A 22,849-nucleotide genomic window follows, 5' to 3' on the forward strand; every position below is an offset into this window, starting at 1 on the left:
CGGATGGCGACCCCCCCCAAGAAGCCCAAGACCAGCTATGTGTGCAGCGAGTGCGGCGCGAGCCAGCCCAAGTGGGCCGGCCAGTGTCCGGATTGCGGCGCCTGGAACAGCCTCAATGAGCAGCTCGCGCCGGCGCGTCCGGCGGCGGCGCGTGGCGGCGGCTATGCCGGGCTCGCCGGCGGGGCGGTGGTCGAGACCCTGGCCGAGGTCGCCCCGGAGGAGCGCGCCCGCACCGCCTGCGGCATCGGCGAGCTCGACCGGGTGCTCGGCGGCGGGCTGGTCGGCGGCTCGGTGATCCTGCTCGGCGGCGATCCAGGCATCGGCAAGTCGACCCTGCTGCTGCAGGCCTGCGCGGCGCTCGCCAGTAGCCGCCGGGTGCTCTATGTCAGCGGCGAGGAATCGCCGCAGCAGATCAGTCTGCGCGCGCGCCGGCTCGGGCTCGACGGCGAGGACATCCGGCTGCTGCCCGAGACCTGTGTCGAGCGCATCCTCTATCACGCCGCCGCCGAGCAGCCGCGGGTGATGGTGGTCGACTCGATCCAGACCCTGTTCACCGAGCAGCTGCAGTCGGCGCCGGGCTCGGTGTCGCAGGTGCGCGAGTCGGCCGCGCAGCTGGTGCGTTTCGCCAAGCAGCGCGACACCGTGGTCTTCCTCGTCGGTCATGTCACCAAGGAGGGCGCACTCGCCGGTCCCCGGGTGCTCGAACACATGGTCGACACCGTGCTCTATTTCGAGGGCGAGTCGGGCGGCGCCTTCCGCCTGGTGCGCTCGATCAAGAACCGCTTCGGCGCGGTCAACGAACTCGGCGTCTTCCTGATGGGCGACCAGGGGTTGCGCGAGGTCAAGAACCCCTCGGCGATCTTCCTCTCGCGTCACGACGAGCCGACCCCCGGCAGTCTGGTGATGGTCACCCGCGAGGGCACCCGGCCGTTGCTCGTCGAGGTCCAGGCGCTGGTCGACGAGAGCTCGCTGGCCAATCCGCGCCGGGTCGCGCTGGGGCTCGATCAGAACCGCCTGTCGATGCTGCTGGCGGTGCTGCACCGTCACGGCGGCATCGGCATGTTCAACCAGGACGTCTTCGTCAACGTCGTCGGCGGGGTGCGGATCGGCGAGACCGCCGCCGACCTGCCGGTGCTGATGGCGGTGTTGTCGAGCTATCGCGACCGCCCGCTGCCGCTGGAGCTGGCGGTGTTCGGCGAGGTCGGACTCTCGGGCGAGGTGCGTCCGGTGCCCAATGGCCCGGACCGGCTGCGTGAGGCGGTCAAGCATGGGCTTCGCCGGGTCATCGCCCCGGCCGGCAACGTCCCCAAGGGCGGTGTCGAGGGCCTGGAGATCGTCGCCGTGCGCACCCTCAGCGAGGCGCTCGACGCGCTCTGATCAGGGCGCGTCGCGATGGAGCGGTCGGGCGTCGATGCGCCGCTCGATGTGCTCGGCGATGCGGCGGTAGCGCGGGTCCTCGGTGTCGCCGAAACGGGCGGCGAACTCGGTCTTGTTCATCCCCTCCGGCAGCCCCGCGATGCGCGGCATGAAATCGTCCTCGATCAGCCCGGCGCGGGCCCGCTCGCGCACCCAGCGCGCCTGCTCCGGGGTGGCGGTGGCGAGGGTGGCGAGGCGGATGCCGGCGCGGTTGGCGGCGAGGTCGGCAAAGCTGAAACCACTGCCGCCGTCGCTGTCGCTGTGCTCCTTGTACCAACCGACCAGGGTCGAGAACAGGTCGCCGCCCTCGAGCGCGAGCGCCGCCGAGGCGGTGAAGTGCTGGGCGAGGTCCTCGCGCTTGCGCAGGGTCACGGTGCGCTGTGGCAGCCGCGCGCCCTCGGGATCGTGCAACTGCTGGCCGTTGACATAGAGCGCGAGCAGCAGCAGCGCGGCGCGGTTGTCGGCGAGCGGGGCCTCGCTCGGCGCGCCGAGCAGCACGCCGAGCAGGGTGGCGAGATCGGGCGCCGAGCGATCCGCGGCGAGATGCCGGCCGAGCCGGCGCTGCGCGGCGAGCATGGCGGGGCGGTCGGTGTCGGCGATCAGGCTGCTGGCCAGGCGCTCCAGCCCGTCGGCCTGCCAGGTGTAGATCACACTGATCCGCTCCGGTCCGAGCCGGGTGCGCTGTACCAACCGGCTCTGACCGAGCGCATCGAGCAGTCGCTCGGTCAGGCCCTGCACCAGTCCGGCGGGCAGCGGCAGTCCGGCGACCCGGGCTTTGACCACCTCGGGCAGTGCCCCGTCGGTCTCGACCAGACCGAGTTCGAGGTTGAGATAGCGCCCAGGTCCCACCCAGGGCAGCGCAATCGAGCCCTGCAGGTCGAGTCGCCCGGGGGCGAGCTGGACCGCGGCGCGTCCCTCGGCGCCGATCCGGGCGATCAGGTGGTTGGCCACCCGCTCGGCCTCGGCGGCGCTGAGCGCGACCATGGTCGGCATCCCGGCGAGGCGGTCGCGCGGGCGGTTGTGACGCAGCCAATCCTCGGCCCAGGCATGGTCGGCGGCGCTGAGCGGCGCGCGCTCCGGGACCACCGCCTGGCCGTCGAGCGCGACCCTGAGCGCGAGCCCGGCGAGACCGAGCAGGATCAGCAGGCCGAGCCAGCCGAGTCCCTTGATGATGAGATGCATGATGCGGGTTCCTGTGCGGCGCATGGCGGGCAGGGTAGCGGCTGTGTTGCGCGCGGCCAAGCCCGCGGCTTGCGGGGTGTGTCCGGCGCGGTCATGCTGGGGCGATCCGTGTCAGATCGAGTGAGGCGATGGTGATGTGTCCGATCCGTGTATTCGAGGGGCGTCGTGCGGAGATCGACCCGGGCGCCTGGGTCGACCCGAGCGCGGTGCTGATCGGTGCGGTGCGGCTTGCCGCCGCGGCCTCGGTGTGGCCGGGGTGCGTGGTGCGCGGCGATGTCGAGCGCATCGAGATCGGCGCCGCCAGCAACATCCAGGACGGCTGCGTGCTGCACGTCTCGCACGACGGGCCCTTCCGCCCGGGCGGCGCGCCGCTGCTGATCGGTGAGCGGGTCACCGTCGGTCATCAGGCGCTGCTCCACGGTTGCGAGATCCGCGAGCGCTGTCTGATCGGCAGCGGCGCCCGGGTGCTCGACGGCGCCCTGATCCATCCCTACACCCTGCTCGGCGCCGGCGCCCTGGTCACCCCGGGGCAGGAACTCGCCGGCGGTCAGCTGTGGCTGGGCGCGCCGGCGCGTCCGGTGCGTCCGTTGAGCGAGCGCGAGCGGGCGCAGATCGACTACTCGGCCGAACACTATGTTGCGCTCGCTGCGCGCCATCGCGCCGCCTTGGCGGAGGTCGACGGATGAGCCGGCGAGCACGACGTCCGGCGGCCGCGTCGCACGATGCGAGCACGCAGGCGGCCCTGGTCGATGCCTTCCGCAGTGGTGACCTGCCACGTGCCGAGACCCTGGCTCGACGTCTCACCGCGACCCGTCCGGGCGCGGCCTTCGGCTGGAAGGCGCTCGGTTCGGTGTTGCTCGCCGAGGGCCGTCCACGCGCGGCGCTGGATGCGCTGGAGCGGGCGCTGGCGCTGGCCGGGGACGATCCCGAGTGTCGCAATACCCTGGGCCGCGCGCTGCTCGATCTGGGCGAGCCCGGGCGTGCCCTCGAGGTGCTCGAGCGCGCCCGAGCGCTGCGTCCGGCAGACCCCATGGTGCTCGGCAACCTCGGCGCCGCGCTGCAGACGCTGGGCCGGAGCGAGGCGGCGCTCGTGCCGCTGGCCCGCGCCGTGGCGCTGGCGCCCGATTCGGCGGCGGCGCTCAACAACCAGGCCGGTGCCTTGCTCGCGCTCGATCGCGCCGCTGCCGCGCGCCCCTTGCTGGAACGGGCGCTGGCGCTCGATCCCGGGCTGGTGCAGGCGCGCGCCAACTGGGTGCGCAGTGTCGAGATGCTGCGCCCCGACGCGCCGTCCCCGGCGTTGCGCGGCCTGTTGGTACGGGCGCTGGATGAGTGTTGGTGTATGCCGCAGCGGCTGCTCGTGCCCAGTTGTGCGCTGCTGCACGCCGAGCCGGTCATCGCCGCGGCGCTCGCGCGTGTCGCCGCGCACTGGCCGGGGGCGCCGACCCTGGCAGCGCTCGGCGGTGCTCCGGTGGTTGCGGCCCTGCTCGCCGACGCATTGCTGATGGCGTTGCTGCCACGGGTGATCCTCGGTGATGTCGGGCTCGAGCGGTTGCTGACCCTGTTGCGCCGGGCGTTGCTCGTCGAGGTTGAGCAGGGGCGACTCGACGCCGACGGCTTGGCGCTGCTGGTGGCGATCGCGCAGCAGTGCGAGCTTGCCGAGTTCGTCCACGACCAGGACGCCGAGGAGACCGCGCGGGTCGCGACGCTGCGCGCTGAGCTCGCTGAGGCGCTGCGCTGGCGCGCGCCGATCGCCGCCGAGCGGGTGGCGGCGCTGGCCGCCTATCTGCCGCTCGGCTCCATCCCCTTCGCCGAGCGTCTGCTCGAGCGGGACTGGCCGGAGTCGCTGCAGCCCCTGCTCGAGCGTCAGCTCGTCGAGCCCCTGGCCGAACGGCGTCAGCTCGAACACATCGAGCGCTGGGCGCTCACCGAGGACGTTGTGAGCCGGCGGGTGCGCGCGCAGTACGAGCGCAACCCCTATCCGCGCTGGCGGGTGAGCGAGCCGGTACTGACGCCGGCGCCCGACCTGCCGGCGCTGCTGCGCCAGCGGCTGCCCGGCGTCGAGCTGGGGGGCGTGACCTGTCCGGAGACGCCCGAGGTGCTGGTCGCCGGCTGCGGCACCGGCGAGCACGCGATCGCCACGGCGCGGCGGTTGCGCGGGGCGCGGGTGCTGGCGATCGACCTGTCGCTACGCAGTCTCTGCCATGCCCGCGCGCGCAGCGAGGCCCTCGGGGTCGCGGTGCGCTATGCCCAGGCCGACCTGCTGGCGCTCGCCGCGCTCGACGAGCGCTTCGACCTGATCGAGTCGGTGGGGGTGTTGCACCATCTCGACGATCCGCTCGCCGGTGTGCGGGTGCTCGTCGGGCGTCTGCGGCCCGGCGGGGTGATGCTGCTCGGGCTCTACAGCGAGCGGGCACGCGCGGCCGTGTATCGTGCGCGAGCGCTGGTGGATGCCGCCGGGATCGGTGACGACCCGGCGCGGATCCGTCGCGCCCGTCAGCGACTGATCGAGGCCGCCGACGAGGAGCGGGTGCTGCGTCCGCTGCTCGATTCGCCAGATTTCCACTCGATGAGCGGTTGTCGCGATCTGCTGTTCCACGTCCAGGAACACTGCTTCACGCCGTCTGGGCTTGCCGATCTGTTCAGTGATGCCGGACTGGAGCTGCTCGGGGTCGAGCTCGATCCGACCCGGCGCGCAGCCTATCGCGCGCGTTTCCCGGAGGATCCGACGGTGGCCGATCTGGCGCGGCTCGATACCTTCGAGCGCGATCATCCGCTGACCTTCACGGCGATGTATCACTGCTGGGTCAGGCCGCGCGCCGGGGCGCGGCCGGGCTAGACGGAGGGGCGATCAGCTACCGCGCAGCTTGGGTGGACGGGGCGCGGGCTTTTGACTGATACGGTGCTCGAGCTGCTCGGGCGGAAGCGGCGGGGCGTAGAGTTCGCCCTGGGCGTGCGGACAGCCGATGGTGAGCAGCAGTTCGCGCTGACCCTCGGTACGTACGCCATCGGCGAGCAGGCCGATCTCGAACGACTGGGCGAGGGCGATGACCGCGTGTACCACGTCGAGATCCTCCTGGGCCTCGGGCAGGTTCTCGATGAAGCCGCGATGGATGCTCAGGGTGCCCACCGGCAGCCGGCGCAACAGCGAGGGGGCGAGCCAGCCGGCGCCGACGTCACGCAGCGTCAGGTGGACGCCGAGCTGGTGCAGGGCGGCGAACAGCTCGACGATCTGATCGCTGTGCTTGAGCAGCAGCCCCTCGGTGAACTCCAGCTCGAGTTGATCGCCGTCGAGTCCGTGGGTGTCGAGCGCGCGCGCGATGGTGCTGGCCAGATCGAGTCGCAGCAGCAGCGGCTCGGAGACGTTCAGCGCCAGTCGTCCGACCGGCAGCCCCCGGCTGCGCCAGTGCTGGAACTGCTCGCAGGCGCGGTTCAGCGTCCAGTGACCGAGCTCGACCAGGAAGCCGCCGTCATCGGTCAGTGGCAGGAAGCGCTCGGGCGCGACCAGACCGAGTTGCGGCTGGTTCCAGCGCGCCATCGCCTCGATGCCGCACCATCGACCCGACTCGACGTCGACGCGCGGTTGGTAATGGAGCTGGAAATCGCCGCGCTCGAGCCCCTCGCGCAGCTGGCCGATGAGCCGTTGGCGCTCCTCGGCGGCGGCATCGGTGTGGATCGCCAGACAGCGATAGGCGTTGCGTCCGCCCTGCTTGACCGCGCGCAGCGCCGACTCGGCCTTGGCGAGCAGCAGGTCGCGGTCGCGGCCGGTGCTGGGGTCGAAGGCGATGCCGATGCTGGCGGTGACGAAGACCTCGTGCTCGCGGATGTGAAAGGGCGCGGCGAGACAGTTCTGCAGTCGCTGGGCGATCGATTCGGCCTCACGGATCCCGGGGATCTCCTCGAAGATCAGGCCGAACTGGTTGGCGCTGAGTCGGGCGAGGGTGTCGGCCGGGCGGATCTCGCTGCGCAGGCGCAGCGCCACCGAGCGCAGCAGCTCGTCGCCGATCTGCGGACCGAGATGGGTGTTGATGTTGGCGAAGCGGTCGAGGTCGATGAGGAAGAGCGCGAGCGGGATTTGCTTGCGCTGGCGCAGCTCGATGGCGTGCTCCAGGCGGGAGTTGAACAGCAGCCGGTTGGGCAGCTTGGTGAGCTGGTCGTAGTGGGCCAGGTACTCGGCGCGGCGGGGGGTGTTGAGGGTGGCGCTGTGCTCGGCGAAGACGCCGACATAGTTGAGCAGGTTGCCGCGGGCGTCGACGATGCGGTGGATGGCCAGGCGCTGGAGATAGATCTCGCCGTCCTTGCGGCGGTTCCAGACCTCGCCGATCCAGGAGCCGTGCTTGAGCAGGTGACGCCACATGCCGACGAAGAAGCTGCGCGGGTGCCAGTGCGAGTTGAGCAGGCTGGGATTGCGACCGAGGACCTCGGCCTCGGTGTAGCCGGTGATGCGGCTGAAGGCGGCGTTGACGGCGACGATGCCGCCCTCGGGGTCGGTGATCAGCACGCCCTCGGAGGTCGCGGCATAGACCGCGGCCGACTGCAGCAGACGGCGTTCGGCCTCGCGCACCAGGGTGACGTCGCGGACATTGATCACCGCGCCGGCAAGCTGGTCGTCCTCGCCGCGGTGCGGACTGACCCGTATCTCGAGGTCGCGTGGTTCGCCGTCGGGGCCGGGGCGACGCAGGTCCTCGGCATGTTCCTTGGCGTGTGCGAGACAGCGCTCCAGTGCCTGCTGCAGCGCGGCGCCGAGTGTCTGGTCGGAGATCACCCGACCAAGTGGCTGGTCGATGACCGCGTCGTAGTCACGATCGAGCGCGTTGAGGAAGGCGCGGTTGACGGCGCGGATGTGGTGCTCGGGATCGACGAAGGCGAGCCGCTCGGATGAGGCCGAGAGGATCTCGCTGTAGTGCGAGAGCGCCTGCTCGGCGCGGTAGCGCTCGGTGATGTCCATGACCACGCCGCAGATACGGGCGTCGCTCTCGGTGGCGCGCGGGTCGATGTGGCCGGTGCCCTCGATCCAGCACTCGCTGCCATCGGGGCGCTGCAGCCTGAAGCGCACCTGGATCGGTGCTTGGGACTCTCCAGCCTGCTCGAGGGCCTGTTCGACGCGCGGACGGTCGTCGGGGTGGATGAGCCCGAGCGCGTCCTCGAGCATCAGCGTCTCGGTCGGGGGCAGCCCCCAGATGTCGTACCAGGTACGGGTGACGCGGACCTGACCGGTCGCCACCTCGAGCTGCCAGTTGGCGACCCGGGCGAAGGCCTGGGCCTCTTCGGTCGGGTGCGCGGGCTGGCCTCCCCGTGTGGCGGTGATCATGACCAGCCAGCGCAGACCTTGATCCTGGCAGGGTGACAGTGTGAGCTGCGCCTCCAGCGCGCCGCCGCTCGTCAATAGTCTGGCCTGGATGTGTCTTGGTGGGGCCTCGGGGCTCAGCTCGGTGAACAGTTGTGGGTCGGGGTCGGCCAGCAGGGCATTGAACGCGGTGCCGGATAGCGCCCGATCGTCCCGCCCGAGCAGGTCGAGCAATGGACGGTTGACTTCGATGATGCGCAAGCCCTGATCCAGCAGGAGCGCCCCCATCGGGATGGCTGAGAGCAGAGACATTGAATTCGGTGTGCTGCCAAGGGGTGGGTACGAGGGAGCGGGCAGAGATACGCTAGCGTCCTGCCGCGTAAGTTTACGTTTCCGTAAGCTTGTTGTTAGCCGTCATTATAGGGGGGCGGCGCCGGGTTCGTGTACACCTGTCTGGCGTTTTCGCCAACCCGTTTTCGTTTCTCTGCTCGTCGTCAGGGCCTTGTCCCCCTTCACCAGCACTGCTCGATGCTGCCACCGGTGGCGCTCTTGGCACCGCTCTGGGTGATGGCGAGGTTGCCGCAGCTGTCGCTGTTCTGTCCGCCGCTGCTGGTCGGGGTCGCGGTCAGGGTGAAGGTGTCGCGGGTGGTGGTCAGGGCGATGGTGTAGTACTGGGTGGTGCCGTCCTGGGGGGCGCGCTTGAGGCTCGTCGGGAACAGGCCGGCGACGGCGGTCCCCGCCTTGTTCTGGTCATAGCGGTAGTTCTCGGTATAGAAGCGCTGCATCCACTGGGTACCTTCCAGCAGCACGGCACGCGCATCGGCACGCCGCGACTTGCGGACGCTGTCCTGATAGGAGGGATAGGCGATCGCGGCGAGGATGCCGACGATCGCCACCGCGATCAGCAGTTCGATCAGGGTGAAGCCCTTGGGTCTGGTGTGCATCGTCGTGCCCTCGATTATCTGAGTTGACGCCAGGACTGACGACCGCCGAACAGATCGCCCTTCTCGCGGATCACCGCCACCGCACCGGTCGAGCCGCCGGCATGCTTGTACTCGACCTCGCCGGCGGAGATCACCGATGGGGTGTCGATGATCCCGACCTCGGAACGCCGTCCCGAGACCGGTAGCGTGGCAACGTTGGTGTCCGGGACATTGCCGGCGGCGACCTCGTCGAGCGTGTTGAAGTGACCGTCGCCGTTGACGTCGAACACCGACTCGTCGAGGCGTCCGCCGGTCTCCAGGTCGAGCTCCATGATCCAGCTGGTGCCGCCGGCGTCGCAGGGCTGGTCGGAGGGGACCAGGGTGGTGAAGATGGCGCGCCCGTGACGCAGCAGCGGGACGCTGACCACGCGTTCGCCCTGGGCGACGTTATTCGGCGGGATCAGATCCATGTACCAGCCCTGGTCCGGGGTGTTGCTGGTCCAGTCCGGCAGGTTGTCGGAGATGACGCGCCAGGTGAGGCCATTGCTGGTCGGCTCGGTGAGGATGCTCTGCTCCAGCAGGTCGTCGCGGTCGAGGTCGGACTCGCCGTGGTCCCAGATGCCGTAGAGGGTCTGGCGGTCGAGGGTGGCGTTGTCACCGACCTCGTAGTACTGGCCGGTGCCGAACAGGATCAGGTAGCCGCCCTCGGGGTGGAGGGCGATCTCGGGCGGACTGGTGATGGGCTGGGCATTGCCCGAGGCGTCGCTGGCGCGAAACAGTGGCTCGGGATTATTGCCCTGCTTGAAGGCGACCGCCCCCCAGCTGTTGGCGTTGCCCGCCGAGAGGTCGAACTTCCACAGGTTGCCGCGCAGATCACCGGCATAGGCGGTGGTGATGGTGCGCGCGTCGTCGCCGAGCAGCACCGGGCCGGCCAGACCGTTGGCGGTGGTGGCGTCACCGACCTCGGTGTCGATGCCGGCGATGCGGCTGCCGTCTGCGACATCGATCAGCAGCAGCTTGGCGCTCGATCCGGTCTCGTAGCCGTTGCCGACCACCACCGCCCAGTCGTCGTTGGCCAGGCGGCCGATCGCCGGCTGGATGAACTGGTTGATCGGATAGCCGAGATCCCCGCCGGTGTACTCCCAGAGGATATTGGCTTCGGTGAAGGTGTCGGGGTTGGTGATGTCGAGCGCCATCAGGGTACGACCGCCGGCGCCGGTCGAGGTCACCAGGATGCGCTTCCAGCTGCCGTCGATGCAGACATCGGCGGCCTGTGGCGAACCGTCCATCAGGTACTTGTGGGCATAGCCGGGGACGGAGAGGTCGGCGAGCTCGGGGAGCAGGCTGGAGGGGACCACCGCGAAGCGCTCGACCCCGGTGGCCGCCTCGAAGGCGTGCAGCATGCCGTCGTTGGCGCCGACATAGAGCATCTTGGTGCGGGCGTCGGCGGCGGTGCGGAAGGCGGTATAGGTATCGGTGTCGGCGGTGCCGCAGTCGACCTGTTGATAGCCGAAGTTCAGGGCGCCGACATAGAGCGGGTTGGAGTTGACGATGTCGCCGAGGATGGCGCCGCGCTCGCGCAGTCCGCCCGGGGTGGTGTTGCTCTCGTCGCTCTGATCGCCGCGGATCCAGTCGAGGACGGGTTCGGTGATGCCGTAGCCGGTGAGGGTGGTCTGCTGATCGCCGCTCAGTGCGTTCCAGTTCAGCGAGACGCGCGCGCCGTCGATGATCGAGTAGAGCTTGCGGCTGCCGGCGCCGGGGATCTTGCCCGCCGTGTCGGTGTCCCACAGCGCCTCCTCCTCGATGTCGCCGTCCTGGTCGCTGTCGGGCAGGGAGCCATCGGCCTCGACCTCGTAGGCGAGCAGCCGTCCGCTCCAGTCGGTGGTGTCGAACTTGGCCTGGAAGATCAGGGTGTCGGTGTTGAGCCGCGTCGAGTTGGTGGCGATGGTTGCGGCGGTGGCCGACTCGGCGGCGGCGGCGAAGATGGTCTCCAGCGCCTCGGTGAGGCTGCTGGCGTCGGTGGCGAGATAGGCCTGGTTGGTGCCGCCGCTCAGGGCGATGGTGTCCAGCGTGGTCGGGTCGGTGCCATAGGGCAGGGCGAAGCCGACGACATAGGTCTTGACCCCGATGTCGAGCAAGGCCTCGGCGGCGGCGGCGGCCTCGCTGATGGCGGTGGCCGGATCGCTGAGGTTGTTGCCGTCCTGGTCGGTCGAGGGCAGGCCGTCGCTGACCAGGATGACGAAGTCGCGCCCGCACGACTCGGGCAGCGGGTAGACGCTCGAGGTGTAGCCTTCGCCGCTGTCGCTCCAGCCGCCGGCGAAGTAGTCGCGGGCGGTGAGCAGGGTGCCCTCGATCGGGGTCAGGCCGGCGTTGCGGATACCGCTGCTGGTGCATGGAAAGGAGGCATTGGGGATGTTGCAGGCGAGCTTGCCCCTGAGGCTGGTGGCGTGGGCGCTGTCGAGGTCGTCGATGGCGACATGCAGATAGCCGCGTCCGGGCGAGCTGTTGGCGTACCAGGTGCGACCGACATAGGACCAGGCGAGACGCTTGCCGAAGCTCTCGATGCCCTGTGCCAGATCGCTGTCGGTGGGGCTGAGGGTGGAGCGGAAGAAGTAGTTGCTGTAACCGCTGCGCCAGTCGCTGTTGGAGTAGTCGGCCGCGATGCTGTTGCCGGTCTTGCTGCGATAGCAGGTGTAGACGTTGTTGCCGCCGCTCGGCAGTGTCGGGAAGCCCGCGCCCGAGCTGTAGCAGAAGGCGTTGCCCTGGTTGCTGCCGGCATAGAAGGGCAGGGCGACGTTGTAGTAGATGAAGTTGCCGGGGTCGGTCGGGTTGGCGATGCGAAAGCGCTTGGTGGTCGAGTCGCGGGGGCCGTCGAAGGTGTCGTCGTAGTTGCCCCAGTAGTAGCTGACGTCGTAGGGCGAGTTGTGCAGGTACCAAGCGCTGGTGCTCGACTGCTTGTAGGCCATCAGCCCCATGTTGACCGCGTCGGTGTAGTTGGTGATCAGGTGACGGATGACGCCGCGCGCGATCTCCGACTTGCTGCTCGGGTCGTCGCTGCCGATCGCCGAGCCGTTGGCCTGTTCGTCCATGCTGTTGGAGTTGTCGAGCACGACGAGGATGTTGGCGTTGGCCGCCAGCGCCAGGAACAGCGGGTAGGAGGCGATCGCGGCCTGTGTCGCACCCGGGGCGATGGTCAGGGCTGAGGCGAGCGTGAGGAGCGCGAGTCGCGGGGCGCGGATCGGGGGTGCGCGCATGGCCATGTCCTCCCTAGCGTTGATAGACGGTCTGCAGGATCACCCGCGCATTGCTGGTGCCGCCGAGGCTGCGCGCGGTGACACGGTAGTAGCGGATGTCGGGGAGCGGCCCGAACTTGGTGCTGCTCGTCGGTGCCGGGGCGAGCTCCTCGATCACATAGCGCGCCGCCTCGGTGAGATCGGCGATGGCGGTGCAGGTCTGCGACGCGGCCGCGCCGCAGCCGCTCTCGCTGCCGTCCCAGCAGTAGCCGGAGACCCAGAACTGGCCGATCTCCTGGTTCGGCGAGACTGGCTGGATCAGCCCGGGCGTCGAGCCGTCGAAACCGGGCAGGGTCGCGGCCTGGAGGAAGACCTCGGCGTCGCGCAGACAGGCCTCGGCGCCCTGGAAGGCGAGGGTGCGCTGATGGCTGTTGCTGGCCATGGTCTCCTGCAGGCTGGTGACCTGCATCGCCGTCACCCCGGCCAGGGTCATCACCAGCAGGAAGATCAGCGAGACGATCAGGGCGACGCCGCGCTGGGTTCGCTGGGAGCTGGGTGCTCGACGGGGGGGGGTGATCGACATGATGGTCCTCAGGGGAGCCGATTGCGCAGGCTCAGGGTGGTGGCGAAGCCTTGATAGAGTCGCCGGTCGGCGGCGGTGAAGCCGTCGCCGATGATGTTGGCGCGTCCGGTGTCGGCGCTGGGGAAGGCGACCCACTGCGGCTCGGTGTTGAGCTGGTCCTCGGGGCTGGCGAGGAGCAGCTGGAGACGCACGCTCAGCACCTGACCCCAGTCGGTGACCGCGCTGGCATCGACATAGTTGGCGTCGACCACGCGATCGCCGTCGGCGTCGATGCCATAGAAGAACTGCATGTCCTCGACCCCCTCGATCAGCTCGTCGGCCGCCACCGAGGTGGTCGCCGCGCTCACCTGGGAGCGGATGCGATAGAGCGAGCGTCCGCCCGAGCTGCCGACGCCGATGTAGAAGGCGGTGGGCACGAAGTCGACCATGCTGGAGTCGGGGCCGAAGGTGTAGGGGGTGCCGTTGGCGGTGCACACCACCGGTGAGCCGAGCCCCTTGGAGCAGTTGCCGGGGGTGGCGGTGCCGGTGTTGTGGACGATGGTGACGTTGCTGCTGTTGACGTTGGTGAGCTGGAGGATCGAGGTCTGGGTGGCGTCGCAGACCATGACGATGCTGCCGTCGTCGAGGTCGTGGGTGGTGTTGAGCTTGAACTCGGCCGCGGTCGGATTGTGGGTGGCCACCGTGTAGCTGTCGCCGCCGCCGTGGATGAAGGTCGCCGCGTCGGTGCCCGCGACCCGATCGCCGGCGCTGGTGCCGATGGCCCGTCCGGGAAAGCTCTGGCTGCCGTCATAGCCCATCACCGAGCCGGCGCTGAAATCCAGCCACCAGGTGGTGCCCGCGCCATTGATGACGTTGGCGATCTCGTTGCGGATCGGGCAGCCGGTATAGCCGGCCATGCGGATCTCGTAGCCGAGCGTCTCGATCGCGAAGCGACCGTTCTCCTGGATGCGCGAGAGCGCCTCCTGGAAGCGGTAGACCTGACGGTTGGCGACGAGCAACTGGATCATGCCGCCGATCAGGAAGATTCCGATCAACATGCCGATCATCAGCTCGATCAGCGAGAGGCCGCGCTGTCGGGTGGGCGTGCTCATAGGCTGCTCGTCATCACGAATTGCTGGGCGGGGTCCTCGCCGCGGCTGTCGTCCCACTGCACGGTGACGGTGAAGCTGTCGTCGTTGCGCACGATGCTGCCGGTGCCGCGCGGCAGGGTGCAGGCGAGCGCGGCGCGCCAGTGCTGGACGTCGCGGGCGGCCAGGGCGCCGCTGGCGGCGGTGGCCTTCGGGCACTGCGGGTCGGTCGCGAGGTCCTGGCCGTCGTAGGCGCCGGCGAGGGCCTGCTGGCGGTTGGCGCGCATCCGGTCGATGATGTCGTAGGCGAGGTTGGTGGCCTGGGTGCGCAGATAGGCGCTGCTGTTGAGTCGCATCGCCGTGGTCTGCAGCTCGGCCATGCCGAGCAGTCCGATGGCCAGCACCACCATGGCGATCAGGCTCTCGAGCAGGCTGAAGCCACGTTGGGTGTTGTGAGGGGGGCTCAGTTGCATGAGGTCGTCACCTTCTCGACCCGTGGTCGACCGGTGTCGCTGATCACGATGTTGTTGCGCTCGCCGCTGCTGTTGCACAGGCTGAAGCTCAGGGTGCCGGCCTGGAAACCGCCGCTGACCAGCTGGGTGGTGCCGTCCGGGACATAGGAGACATAGTCGGCGACCGGGCTGTTGCCCTGCAGGGTGTCCTGTCCGCCGAGTCCGTCGTGGACGGCGATCACCGTCTCGCCGCCATCGACCGTGGCGTCGTCGTCGGCGTCGACGAAGACGATCCACCCCTGCTCGAAGCCGTCGCTGGTGGTGCAGCTCGCACCGTCGGCGCTCTTGCACACCACCACCCGCTCGCCGCGCTTGATCGCCTCGCTGCGCGCGAGATGGAGCGCGGCCAGCGCGCTGTTGGTGTGGGCCGAGACCTGCATGTTGCGGATCACGCTGGTGAAGGTGGGGACGCCGAGCATCAGCACCACCGCCGAGATGGCGATCGTCATCAACAGCTCGATCAGGGTGAAGCCGCAGGGGCTGCGGCGTTGAGCCGCTTGCATGCCGGAGGGGCTGGGGGCGGTGCGCATGTCGGTGGATTGCTCGCCGGTTACGGCCCGAGGCGATCGGGCCTGTCGACCTGATACCGAGCGGCCTTCCCGTGTCCGGCCCGTTCCAGACACGCGCCCGGGGCGATACGCGGTCCCTGCTGCGATGAGTCCTGCTCTGTTCGGGGGCGAGGCGATCCTGCCCGTCATCGCCAAGTCTAGTTCATTCACCCTGAGCCTGGACCCATTGACAGCGGGGTCCAGGGGCGGCGCCGTGTCCGAGTTGTAGAGCCGATCACAGATCGGCAGGGCGTGATGTCACTCGGGGCGGTGCTGCCGCAACCCTTCTGGGGCCGTGCCGAAGCCCCTATACTGGCCGTTCATTCGATAACACTTATGTACTACGCGGAGACGAGGACGAGTCATGCATAACAACCGCACCACCATCACCCAGTACATCATCGAGGAACAGCGTCACGTCGCCGGGGCCACGGGCGATTTCAGCGGGCTGCTCAACGATGTGGTCACCGCCTGCAAGGTGATCAGCAACATGGTCAACCACGGCGCCCTGGTCGGGGTGCTGGGCAGCGCCGGGCAGGAGAACGTGCAGGGCGAGACGCAGAAGAAGCTCGACGTGCTCTCCAACGACGTCTTCCTCAAGTCGAACGAATGGGCCGGACACCTCGCGGCGATGGCCTCGGAGGAGATGGAGGCGATCTACCCGATCCCGGCACGCTATCCGCGTGGCAAGTATCTGCTGACCTTCGACCCGCTCGACGGCTCCTCGAACATCGACGTCAACGTCTCGGTCGGTACCATCTTCTCGATCCTGCGCCGCCCCGACGACACCGCCGAGCCGACCGAGCAGGACTTCCTCCAGCCCGGCACCGAGCAGGTCGCCGCCGGTTACGCGCTCTACGGCCCGTCGACGATGATGGTGTTGACCACCGGCAACGGCGTCAACGGCTTCACCCTCGACCAGAACATCGGCGAGTTCATCCTCACCCACCCGGGGATGACGATCCCCGCCGATACCCGCGAGTTCGCCATCAACGCCTCCAACATGCGCTTCTGGGAGCCGCCGGTGCGGCGCTATGTCGACGAGTGCCTGGCCGGGCGCGAGGGCGAGCGCGGCGAGGACTTCAACATGCGCTGGATCGCCTCGATGGTCGCCGAGGTGCACCGCATCCTCACCCGTGGCGGGGTGTTCATGTACCCGATGGACGAGAAGATCCGCGCCAAGGGGCAGGGCGGCAAGCTGCGTCTGCTCTACGAGGCCAACCCGATGTCGTTCATCGTCGAGCAGGCCGGCGGCGCGGCGATCACCGGGCGCGAACGGATCATGTCGCTACAGCCCGAGGCGCTGCACCAGCGCGTGCCGGTGATCCTCGGCTCGCGCAACGAGATCGAGCGTATCCAGGGCTACCATCGCGAGAGCTGATAGCTGATAGCTGATAGCTGATAGCTGATAGCTGAGAGCTGACGACGGCCCTCGCCCGATCGGGCGGGGGCCGTCGTCGTTCAGGGCCGCAGATAGACATAGCCGCGCGACTGCAGCTCGGCGATCCGGGTCACCCCGCCCTGTTCGACGATGCTGAAGCCGGGCACCAGGTCCTCCAGCGCATAGCCGTAGCCCTTGAGGGTGTTGCCGCAGATCTCCAGGGCGACGCCCTGCGCGCGCAGCCTCTCGGTGGCGTCGCGGATGCGATCGGTGGTCTCGATCTGGTCGAGCGCGCGGATCGCCGGGCCGTGGGCGACCAGCACCACGTTGAGCCGCTCGGGCCCGCCGGCGCCGTCGATGTGGTTCTGGATGTTGTTGAGCACGAAGGCGACCTTGGCGGTCTCGGAGACGTGATAAACGACGTCGAGCGGGGGTTGCTCGGCGAGTGCGGCGGGGGCGATGAGCGCGGACAGCAGCGCGAGGGTGGCGCGGGCGTGCATGGTTGGCTCCTCCCGGTGCGGGGTGTCGGTTGTGCACCGGGAGGGGCGGACCCTGGGGTCCGCCGGCAGGGGTCACAGTGTCTGCGAGGCGAAGTCGGCCAGACGCGAGCGCTCGCCGCGCATCAGGGTGATGTGCCCGCCGTGCTCCCAGTGCTTGAAGCGGTCCACCACATAGGTCAGGCCCGAGGTGGTCTCGGTCAAGTAGGGGGTGTCGATCTGACCGATGTTGCCGAGACAGACCACCTTGGTGCCGGGACCGGCGCGGGTGATCAGGGTCTTCATCTGCTTGGCGGTGAGGTTCTGCGCCTCGTCGAGGATGATGTACTTGTCGAGGAAGGTGCGCCCGCGCATGAAGTTCAGCGAGCTGATGCGGATGCGGTTGCGCAGCAGGTCGTTGGTTGCCTCGCGCCCCCAGTCGCCGCCGCCCTCGGGGCGGGTGAGCACCTCCAGGTTGTCCATCAGCGCGCCCATCCAGGGCGTCATCTTCTCCTCCTCGGTGCCGGGCAGGAAGCCGATGTCCTCGCCCACCGGGACCGTCACCCGGGTCATGATGATCTCGCGATAGCGGTTCTGGTCGAGCACCTGCGCCAGCCCGGCGGCGAGCGCCAGCAGCGTCTTGCCGGTGCCGGCGGTGCCGAGCAGGGTGACGAAGTCGAGCTCGGGGTCCATCAGCATGTTGAGCGCGAAGTTCTGCTCGCGGTTGCGTGCGGTGATGCCCCAGACGTTGTGGCGCGTCACCCGATGGTCCTCGACCAGCTCGATCACCGCCTCGGTCTCGGCGGGTTTGTCGCGCACGATCGCCTCGAAGCCGTCGTCCCGATCGAGCGAGAGACACTGCGCCGGGTACCAGTCGGCGATGTCGGGGCCGGAGACGCGGTAGAAGGTGTGGCCATCCTCCTGCCAGGCGTCGACCGCCTTCTGGTGTCGCTCCCAGAAGTCGGCCGGCAGCTCGTCGTGACCGCTGTAGAGCAGCTCGGCGTCGTCGAGCACGCGGTCGTTGCTGTAGTCCTCGGCGACGATGCCGAGGACCGCCGCCTTGATACGCAGATTGATGTCCTTGGAGACCACGATCACCTGGCGGTCCGGGCGCTCGCGGCTGAGCACCTGGGCGATGCCGAGGATCTGGTTGTCGGCGACGGTGCCGGGGAGCGCCTCGGGCAGGTCGAGTTCGAAGGCCGTGGTCTGGAAGTAGAGCCGGCCACTGGCCGCCTCGAGCCCGCCGCCGTTGCCGGCGAGCGGGCCGAGCGCCAGTCCGGCGTCGATCTCGGTCTTGTCCGCCCCGGCCATCAGCTGGTCGAGGAAGCGGCTGACCTGGCGCACGTTGCGCGCGACCTCGGACATGCCCTTCTTGCCGCGGTCGAGTTCCTCGAGCACCACCATCGGCAGGAAGAGGTCGTGCTCCTGGAAGCGGAACAGTGCGCTCGGGTCGTGCATCAACACGTTGGTGTCGAGGACGAACAGACAGGTGGTGTCGTTTTCGCGTTTGATCATGACGGTCTGCAGGGAGCGGTTGGGGCGTGGCCTGGCGCGCAGGGCTGCGTCGGTCGCGCCGTTGCGGACGCCCGCGTGGCGGGCCTCGAGGGCCGGGCGTGACCGGTCGGGGTCGTACCCGGCGGTACCCTGGAGGTCCGTCCGGCGGGGTGAGGATGGGGGGAGGCGAGGGGCCTGCGGCGGGCGTGGCGGGACATGATGCGATGGCGCGCCCTCTCCGCCTGCTACTGGGCCAGGCCCCTGGCCGCTTCAAGCACCTCGTCGACGTGCCCCTTGACCTTCACCTTGCGCCACTCCCGCACCAGGGTGCCGGTGGCGTCGATGAGGAAGGTGCTGCGTTCGATACCGAGGCTCTCGCGACCATAGAGCGTCTTGAGCTTGATCACGTCGAAGGCGCGGCAGAGCTGCTCGTCGGTGTCGGCGATCAGCTCGAAGGGGAAGGATTGCTTGGTCTTGAAGTTCTGCTGCGCGCGCAGACCGTCGCGCGAGACGCCGAGGATGAGGGTGTCGGCGGCGCCGAAGTCGGCGTGGGCGGCGGCGAAGTCCAGCCCCTCCTGGGTGCAGCCCGGGGTACTCGCCCTGGGGTAGAAGTAGAGCACCAGGTTGCGGCCACGATAGTCGGTCAGCCGGATCCGCTGGTCGCCGGTGGCGGTCAGCTCGAGGTCGGGGACCGGGTCACCGATGGCAATGCTCATGCGTCTTGCTCCCTGTAGCGATGGCTCATCCGCGGATGTGCGGTCGCCGTCGCCGGATTGGAAGCGGGCATCGCCGTCGACTCAGCTCTTGAGCGGCTCGAGCACCGCGTCGAGGTTGAGTCCGTCGCAGTAGTCCATGAACTCGTCGCGCAGTCCGGCGATATGGATGTCGGCGGGGATGCCCACGGCGATATGCACCGAGAACATCGGGGTGCCGGTATGGGCCGCGGCATAGGTGCTGGTGGCCATGTCCTCGATGTTGATCCGGCGCTCGGCGAAGAAGGCGGCGAGGTTGTTGACGATCCCCGGATGATCCATCGACACCACGTCGACCGCGTAGGGCAGCAGGTTGGCCCCGGCGTTACGCTGGCCGGTGCGCTTGGAGACGATGGTCATGCCGAGCTGGCGCTCGAGCTCGGGCAGCGCGTTCTCGATCTTGGCGAGGGTGTTCCATTTTCCTTCGACCAGCAGCATGGCGGCGAACTCGCCACCCAGGACGCTCATCCGGCTGTCCTCGATATTGCAGCCGTGCTCGAGCACGGTCCGGGAGATCTGATCGACGATACCAGGGTGGTCTTCGCCGAGCGCCGAGATCACGAGGTAGGTCTTCTGCCTGGTCATGTCCTTGCCGAAGGTGGAGGGTTGAGGAGACAACGCTGAGTGTAGCATGGCGTGTCTGCGCACCCCTATCGGCGGCTTTCGGCCGCCAGCTAACAGCCGCCAGCTACCAGCTACCAGCTACCAGCTACCAGCCGCCAGCTATCAGCGATCAGCCGCCAGTGAGGCAGGGTCGGCTACTTTGGCTGGCGGCTGGCGGCTGGCGGCTGGCGGCTGGCGGCTGATGGCTGATGGCTCGAATCCCCCTCACCCCGGCTCGGCCCACATCCGCAGCAGGTTGACATAGCTGCGGTCGACCCGCTGGGCGGCGGGGTCGTCGGGGGCGCGCTCGAGCAGGGTCTCGCGGGCCTGGCCGAGTTCGTAGAGCAGCTCGCGGCGGGCCGGGTCGCGCACCAGGCTCTGGATCCAGGTCACCGCCACCAGCCGCTCGCCCCGGGTCACCGGGGCGACCTGGTGGAGGCTGGAGGCGGGGTAGAGCACCGCGTCGCCGGCCTCGCCCCGCACCCGCTGCTCGCCGAAGCAGGTACGGATCACCAGTTCGCCGCCGTCGTAGTCGTCCGCCGGGCTGAGCCACAGGGTCAGCGCCAGGTCGCTGCGCATCCGTCCCCCGGCCCCGCCCATGATCGGCTCGTCGACGTGCTCGCCGTAGTGCATCCCCGGGCGGTAGCGGGCGAAGATCGGGTCGGCGACCCGCTCGGGCAGGGCGGCGGTGCGGAACACCGGGTGATGGCCGAGCGCCGACATGATGATGCGCGCGAGTCGCTGCATCCGCTCGGGGTCGGGTTGCAGCTCCTGGTTGTGCTTGACCCGTGCCGCGCTGCGCCCGGCGCTGCGGGTGCCCGCGACCGCCGGCAGTTCGGCCAGCGTGGCGTGGACCTTGTCGAGTTGAGCCGGGCCGAGTAGCTGGGGGATGATCTGCAACATGGGATCTCCTTGGTCGGGATCTCGGTGATGGTCGCCCCGCGCCCGGGGCGATCGGATTGGTCGAGACACGAGGGAGGCGGCGACATGATCCTGCAGGTCAGCATCGATGACCGGACCCATCGACTCGAGGTGCCCGAGGCGCTGCTCGAACAGGCGGCGGCGTTCTTCGCCCAACTCGATCGCGACATGGACCGTGGCTGGCAGCTCGGACGCACCTGGGTCGAGCACCCGGATCGCGAGCAGCGCTGCCGGATCGTCGCCGACAAGCTGCTCACCGCGATCGAGGACGGCAACACCCGGCTCGGGCTGCTGATGGCCGGCTATCTGCTCGATCGCCTGCCCGAACTCGAATCCGTGGCGCTCGCCGTCGATGGCGAGATCCACGACCATCGTTTCAATCTCGTCGTCGCGCCTGATGCCGCGCCCGTCGTCGATGTCGAGACCGCCACCCCGGCGCTCGGGCTCGACAAGCTCGCGGCGCTGGCACGCGCCGGCGAGGAGGTCACGGCGGTGTTCAAGGTCGGTCGCGGCTATCGCTTCTCGGTGTTCGACCACGCCAGCGGCGCCTGGCGCGACGGTCCGCTGTGCGGCGCCGAGGCGGAGGCGGCGCGGCTGCGCGAGGCGGCCTTCAAGGCGCGCTATGAGGCGCTGCAGCGGGGGCGCGCCGACTGAGCGCGAGGCGGGCATGGAGGCGTTGACGCAACTCGACTGGCAGGGCTGGTTCAGTCTGGCGATGGTGGCCTGCTGCTTCGTGTTGTTCGCCTTCACCCGGGTCGCCCCCGACATCGTCACCAGTGGCGCGCTGACCCTGCTGCTGGTCAGCGGGGTGCTCACCGCCGAGGAGGCCCTGGCCGGTTTCGCCAACCCCGGCATGCTCACCGTCGGGGTGCTCTACGTGGTGGTCAGCGGGCTGGCCGAGACCGGCGCCATCGGCTGGCTCGGCCCGCGCCTGCTCGGCCGCCCGCGCGGACCGCGCGCGGCGCGGGTGCGGCTGATGGCGCCGGTGGCCGCGCTCAGTGCGCTGCTCAACAACACCCCGGTGGTGGCGATCTTCATCCCCGCGGTGCAGGACTGGGCCAGACGTCATCGTCTGGAGCTGTCGCGGTTGCTGATTCCGCTGTCCTATGCCGGGATCGTCGGTGGGACCTGCACCCTGATCGGCACCAGTACCAATCTGGTGGTCAACGGGCTCTATATCGAGCACCAGGGCGGCGCCGGGCTGGGGTTGTTCGAGCCGCTGTGGATCGGTCTGCCGGTGACCCTGGTCACCCTCGGCTTCCTGCTGCTCGCCGGCGACTGGCTGCTGCCGCGCCGCCAGCCCCCGGCGGCCGGCTACGGCGACCTGCGCGAGTACGTCGCCGAGATGCTGGTCGAGCCGGGCAGTGCGCTGGTCGGGCGCTCGATCGAGGCCGCCGGGCTGCGTCAGCTCCCGGGGCTGTTCCTGGTCGAGATCGAGCGCGGCGCCCAGGTGTTGCCCGCCGTCTCCCCGCAGGCGGTGCTCCAGGCCGGCGATCGGCTGGTGTTCGTCGGGGTGATCGACTCGATGATGGAGCTGCAGCGCACCCGCGGGCTGATCCCCGCCACCGACCAGGTGTTCAAGCTCCACCTGCCACGCCCCGGGCGCTGCTTCGTCGAGGCGGTACTCTCCGACAAGTCGCCGCTGATCGGACTGAGCGTGCGCGACGGGCGCTTTCGCAACCGCTACGACGCGGTGATCATCGCGCTCTCGCGCAACGGCCGACGGGTGCGCGGCAAGATCGGCGACATCGTCCTCGCCCCCGGCGACACCCTGCTGCTGGAAACGCGTCCGGACTTCGTCGAGCGCCAACGCAACGTCCGCGACTTCCTGTTGGTGAGCCAGATCGGCGACTCGCACCCGCTCGAGCACGGTCGTGCCCCACTGGCCATCGCCATCGTGCTGGCGATGGTGGTGGTGGTCGCGTTCGGCTGGCTGAGCATGCTCGAGGCGGCGCTGCTGGCCGCCGGCAGCATGATCCTCACCGGCTGCACCAGCGGGCGCATCGCCCGGCGCGCGCCCGACTGGCAGGTGCTGGTGGTGATCGCCACCTCCTTCGGCATCGGCGCGGCGCTGGAGAAGACCGGCGCCGCGGCGCTGCTCGCCGGCGGTCTGATCGGACTCGCCGACGGCCAGCCGTGGTCGGCGCTGGGTCTGGTGTTCGTCGCCACCGCGCTGCTCACCTCGCTGGCCACCAACAACGTCGCTGCGGTGCTGGTGTTCCCGATCGCGGTCGAGACCGCGCGCACCATGGGGGTGGCGCTCGAGCCCTTCGTGCTGACGCTGATGATCGCCGCCTCGGCGAGCTTCGCCACCCCGATCGGCTATCAGACCAACCTGATGGTGTTCAACGTCGGCGGTTACCGCTTCGGCGACTTCGTCCGCGCCGGGGTGCCGCTGACCCTGCTGGTGGGCGTGGTGACCGTCGCGCTGACGCCGTTGGTGTGGCCCTTCCGGCCCTGAGTTAAGCTCGGGG

General features: G+C 69.3%; 19 protein-coding genes. 6 read left to right on the plus strand and 13 right to left on the minus strand.

Annotation, left to right across the window (positions count from 1 at the left end; translation table 11 throughout):
- Positions 1 to 3: 3 nt before the first annotated feature.
- On the plus strand, positions 4 to 1,377 hold the full coding sequence (radA, locus tag EDC29_RS06775; protein WP_123139394.1) for a DNA repair protein RadA: 1,374 nt from the start codon (positions 4 to 6) through the stop codon (positions 1,375 to 1,377).
- On the opposite strand, the gene EDC29_RS06780 is transcribed toward radA, so the two are convergent.
- Positions 1,378 to 2,598, minus strand: coding sequence for a YfiM family lipoprotein (locus EDC29_RS06780; RefSeq protein WP_132229087.1), 1,221 nt, complete (start codon positions 2,596 to 2,598; stop codon positions 1,378 to 1,380).
- A 134-nt stretch (positions 2,599 to 2,732) separates the two neighbouring features.
- Between EDC29_RS06780 and EDC29_RS06785 the strand changes: the two genes are divergently transcribed.
- Positions 2,733 to 3,284, plus strand: coding sequence for a gamma carbonic anhydrase family protein (locus EDC29_RS06785; protein ID WP_200189335.1), 552 nt, complete (start codon positions 2,733 to 2,735; stop codon positions 3,282 to 3,284).
- Positions 3,281 to 5,434 carry a methyltransferase domain-containing protein gene (locus EDC29_RS06790; RefSeq protein ID WP_132229089.1) on the plus strand — a complete coding sequence of 718 codons (2,154 nt, stop codon included), beginning with the start codon at positions 3,281 to 3,283 and terminating at the stop codon, positions 5,432 to 5,434. Before EDC29_RS06785 ends, EDC29_RS06790 begins: the two co-directional genes overlap by 4 nt.
- 12 nt (positions 5,435 to 5,446) lie before the next feature.
- Here the strand turns inward: EDC29_RS06790 and EDC29_RS06795 are convergent, their stop codons facing one another.
- The 7 genes from EDC29_RS06795 to EDC29_RS06825 all read right to left on the minus strand — a co-directional run bounded on the left by EDC29_RS06795 (position 5,447) and on the right by EDC29_RS06825 (position 14,730).
- A complete protein-coding gene (locus EDC29_RS06795; RefSeq protein WP_132229091.1) occupies positions 5,447 to 8,194 on the minus strand; it encodes an EAL domain-containing protein in 2,748 nt (915 codons plus the stop codon).
- 200 nt (positions 8,195 to 8,394) lie between these two features.
- Entirely contained in the window at positions 8,395 to 8,826 is a 432-nt protein-coding gene (locus tag EDC29_RS06800) for a type IV pilin protein (protein WP_132229093.1), read from the minus strand.
- A gap of 14 nt (positions 8,827 to 8,840) precedes the next feature.
- On the minus strand, positions 8,841 to 12,059 hold the full coding sequence (locus EDC29_RS06805; protein ID WP_132229095.1) for a pilus assembly protein: 3,219 nt from the start codon (positions 12,057 to 12,059) through the stop codon (positions 8,841 to 8,843).
- A gap of 13 nt (positions 12,060 to 12,072) precedes the next feature.
- Positions 12,073 to 12,621, minus strand: a complete 549-nt coding sequence (locus EDC29_RS06810) for a pilus assembly PilX family protein (protein WP_132229097.1) — start codon at positions 12,619 to 12,621, stop codon at positions 12,073 to 12,075.
- Positions 12,622 to 12,629: 8 nt separating this feature from the next.
- Positions 12,630 to 13,712, minus strand: a complete 1,083-nt coding sequence (locus tag EDC29_RS06815) for a PilW family protein (protein ID WP_132229099.1) — start codon at positions 13,710 to 13,712, stop codon at positions 12,630 to 12,632.
- Complete coding sequence (gene pilV / locus EDC29_RS06820) at positions 13,709 to 14,161, minus strand: type IV pilus modification protein PilV (protein ID WP_132229101.1); 453 nt, start codon at positions 14,159 to 14,161, stop codon at positions 13,709 to 13,711. The genes EDC29_RS06815 and pilV overlap by 4 nt, the downstream gene beginning before the upstream one ends.
- Complete coding sequence (locus tag EDC29_RS06825) at positions 14,152 to 14,730, minus strand: GspH/FimT family pseudopilin (RefSeq protein ID WP_242466015.1); 579 nt, start codon at positions 14,728 to 14,730, stop codon at positions 14,152 to 14,154. The genes pilV and EDC29_RS06825 overlap by 10 nt, the downstream gene beginning before the upstream one ends.
- A gap of 382 nt (positions 14,731 to 15,112) precedes the next feature.
- On the opposite strand from EDC29_RS06825, the gene EDC29_RS06830 reads away from it, so the two are divergent.
- A complete protein-coding gene (locus tag EDC29_RS06830; RefSeq protein WP_132229103.1) occupies positions 15,113 to 16,129 on the plus strand; it encodes a class 1 fructose-bisphosphatase in 1,017 nt (338 codons plus the stop codon).
- 80 nt (positions 16,130 to 16,209) lie between these two features.
- Here EDC29_RS06830 and EDC29_RS06835 read toward each other — a convergent pair whose 3' ends face one another.
- The 5 genes from EDC29_RS06835 to EDC29_RS06855 form a co-directional block, all read right to left on the minus strand.
- Positions 16,210 to 16,629, minus strand: coding sequence for a DsrE family protein (locus tag EDC29_RS06835; RefSeq protein WP_123139384.1), 420 nt, complete (start codon positions 16,627 to 16,629; stop codon positions 16,210 to 16,212).
- 72 nt (positions 16,630 to 16,701) lie between these two features.
- Positions 16,702 to 18,120 (minus strand): PhoH family protein, encoded by a 1,419-nt coding sequence (locus EDC29_RS06840; protein WP_123142832.1) that lies wholly within the window; start codon positions 18,118 to 18,120, stop codon positions 16,702 to 16,704.
- 224 nt (positions 18,121 to 18,344) lie between these two features.
- Positions 18,345 to 18,815: a peroxiredoxin gene (locus tag EDC29_RS06845; protein WP_123139382.1), complete on the minus strand. Its 471-nt coding sequence runs from the start codon at positions 18,813 to 18,815 to the stop codon at positions 18,345 to 18,347.
- Positions 18,816 to 18,896: 81 nt separating this feature from the next.
- A complete protein-coding gene (locus tag EDC29_RS06850; RefSeq protein WP_005222440.1) occupies positions 18,897 to 19,436 on the minus strand; it encodes a glycine cleavage system transcriptional repressor in 540 nt (179 codons plus the stop codon).
- A gap of 243 nt (positions 19,437 to 19,679) precedes the next feature.
- Positions 19,680 to 20,357: a Fe2+-dependent dioxygenase gene (locus EDC29_RS06855; protein ID WP_132229105.1), complete on the minus strand. Its 678-nt coding sequence runs from the start codon at positions 20,355 to 20,357 to the stop codon at positions 19,680 to 19,682.
- 84 nt (positions 20,358 to 20,441) lie between these two features.
- On the opposite strand from EDC29_RS06855, the gene EDC29_RS06860 reads away from it, so the two are divergent.
- Together EDC29_RS06860 and EDC29_RS06865 are read left to right on the plus strand one after the other, a co-directional pair.
- A complete protein-coding gene (locus EDC29_RS06860; protein ID WP_123142835.1) occupies positions 20,442 to 21,029 on the plus strand; it encodes a hypothetical protein in 588 nt (195 codons plus the stop codon).
- A 13-nt stretch (positions 21,030 to 21,042) separates the two neighbouring features.
- The gene (locus tag EDC29_RS06865) at positions 21,043 to 22,836 is read left to right on the plus strand and encodes an SLC13 family permease (protein ID WP_132229107.1); all 1,794 of its coding nucleotides are present in this window, start codon (positions 21,043 to 21,045) and stop codon (positions 22,834 to 22,836) included.
- Positions 22,837 to 22,849: the final 13 nt, after the last annotated feature.

It is taken from the genome of Marichromatium gracile, assembly GCF_004343155.1.
Taxonomy (GTDB): domain Bacteria; phylum Pseudomonadota; class Gammaproteobacteria; order Chromatiales; family Chromatiaceae; genus Marichromatium; species Marichromatium gracile.

Coding starts and splice junctions, on each gene's coding strand:
- radA (WP_123139394.1), top strand. CDS start 4: ATGGCGACCCCCCCCAAGAAGCCCAAGACCAGCTATGTGTGCAGCGAG.
- EDC29_RS06780 (WP_132229087.1), bottom strand. CDS start 2,598: ATGCATCTCATCATCAAGGGACTCGGCTGGCTCGGCCTGCTGATCCTG.
- EDC29_RS06785 (WP_200189335.1), top strand. CDS start 2,733: ATGTGTCCGATCCGTGTATTCGAGGGGCGTCGTGCGGAGATCGACCCG.
- EDC29_RS06790 (WP_132229089.1), top strand. CDS start 3,281: ATGAGCCGGCGAGCACGACGTCCGGCGGCCGCGTCGCACGATGCGAGC.
- EDC29_RS06795 (WP_132229091.1), bottom strand. CDS start 8,194: ATGTCTCTGCTCTCAGCCATCCCGATGGGGGCGCTCCTGCTGGATCAG.
- EDC29_RS06800 (WP_132229093.1), bottom strand. CDS start 8,826: ATGCACACCAGACCCAAGGGCTTCACCCTGATCGAACTGCTGATCGCG.
- EDC29_RS06805 (WP_132229095.1), bottom strand. CDS start 12,059: ATGCGCGCACCCCCGATCCGCGCCCCGCGACTCGCGCTCCTCACGCTC.
- EDC29_RS06810 (WP_132229097.1), bottom strand. CDS start 12,621: ATGTCGATCACCCCCCCCCGTCGAGCACCCAGCTCCCAGCGAACCCAG.
- EDC29_RS06815 (WP_132229099.1), bottom strand. CDS start 13,712: ATGAGCACGCCCACCCGACAGCGCGGCCTCTCGCTGATCGAGCTGATG.
- pilV (WP_132229101.1), bottom strand. CDS start 14,161: ATGCAACTGAGCCCCCCTCACAACACCCAACGTGGCTTCAGCCTGCTC.
- EDC29_RS06825 (WP_242466015.1), bottom strand. CDS start 14,730: ATGCGCACCGCCCCCAGCCCCTCCGGCATGCAAGCGGCTCAACGCCGC.
- EDC29_RS06830 (WP_132229103.1), top strand. CDS start 15,113: ATGCATAACAACCGCACCACCATCACCCAGTACATCATCGAGGAACAG.
- EDC29_RS06835 (WP_123139384.1), bottom strand. CDS start 16,629: ATGCACGCCCGCGCCACCCTCGCGCTGCTGTCCGCGCTCATCGCCCCC.
- EDC29_RS06840 (WP_123142832.1), bottom strand. CDS start 18,120: ATGATCAAACGCGAAAACGACACCACCTGTCTGTTCGTCCTCGACACC.
- EDC29_RS06845 (WP_123139382.1), bottom strand. CDS start 18,815: ATGAGCATTGCCATCGGTGACCCGGTCCCCGACCTCGAGCTGACCGCC.
- EDC29_RS06850 (WP_005222440.1), bottom strand. CDS start 19,436: ATGACCAGGCAGAAGACCTACCTCGTGATCTCGGCGCTCGGCGAAGAC.
- EDC29_RS06855 (WP_132229105.1), bottom strand. CDS start 20,357: ATGTTGCAGATCATCCCCCAGCTACTCGGCCCGGCTCAACTCGACAAG.
- EDC29_RS06860 (WP_123142835.1), top strand. CDS start 20,442: ATGATCCTGCAGGTCAGCATCGATGACCGGACCCATCGACTCGAGGTG.
- EDC29_RS06865 (WP_132229107.1), top strand. CDS start 21,043: ATGGAGGCGTTGACGCAACTCGACTGGCAGGGCTGGTTCAGTCTGGCG.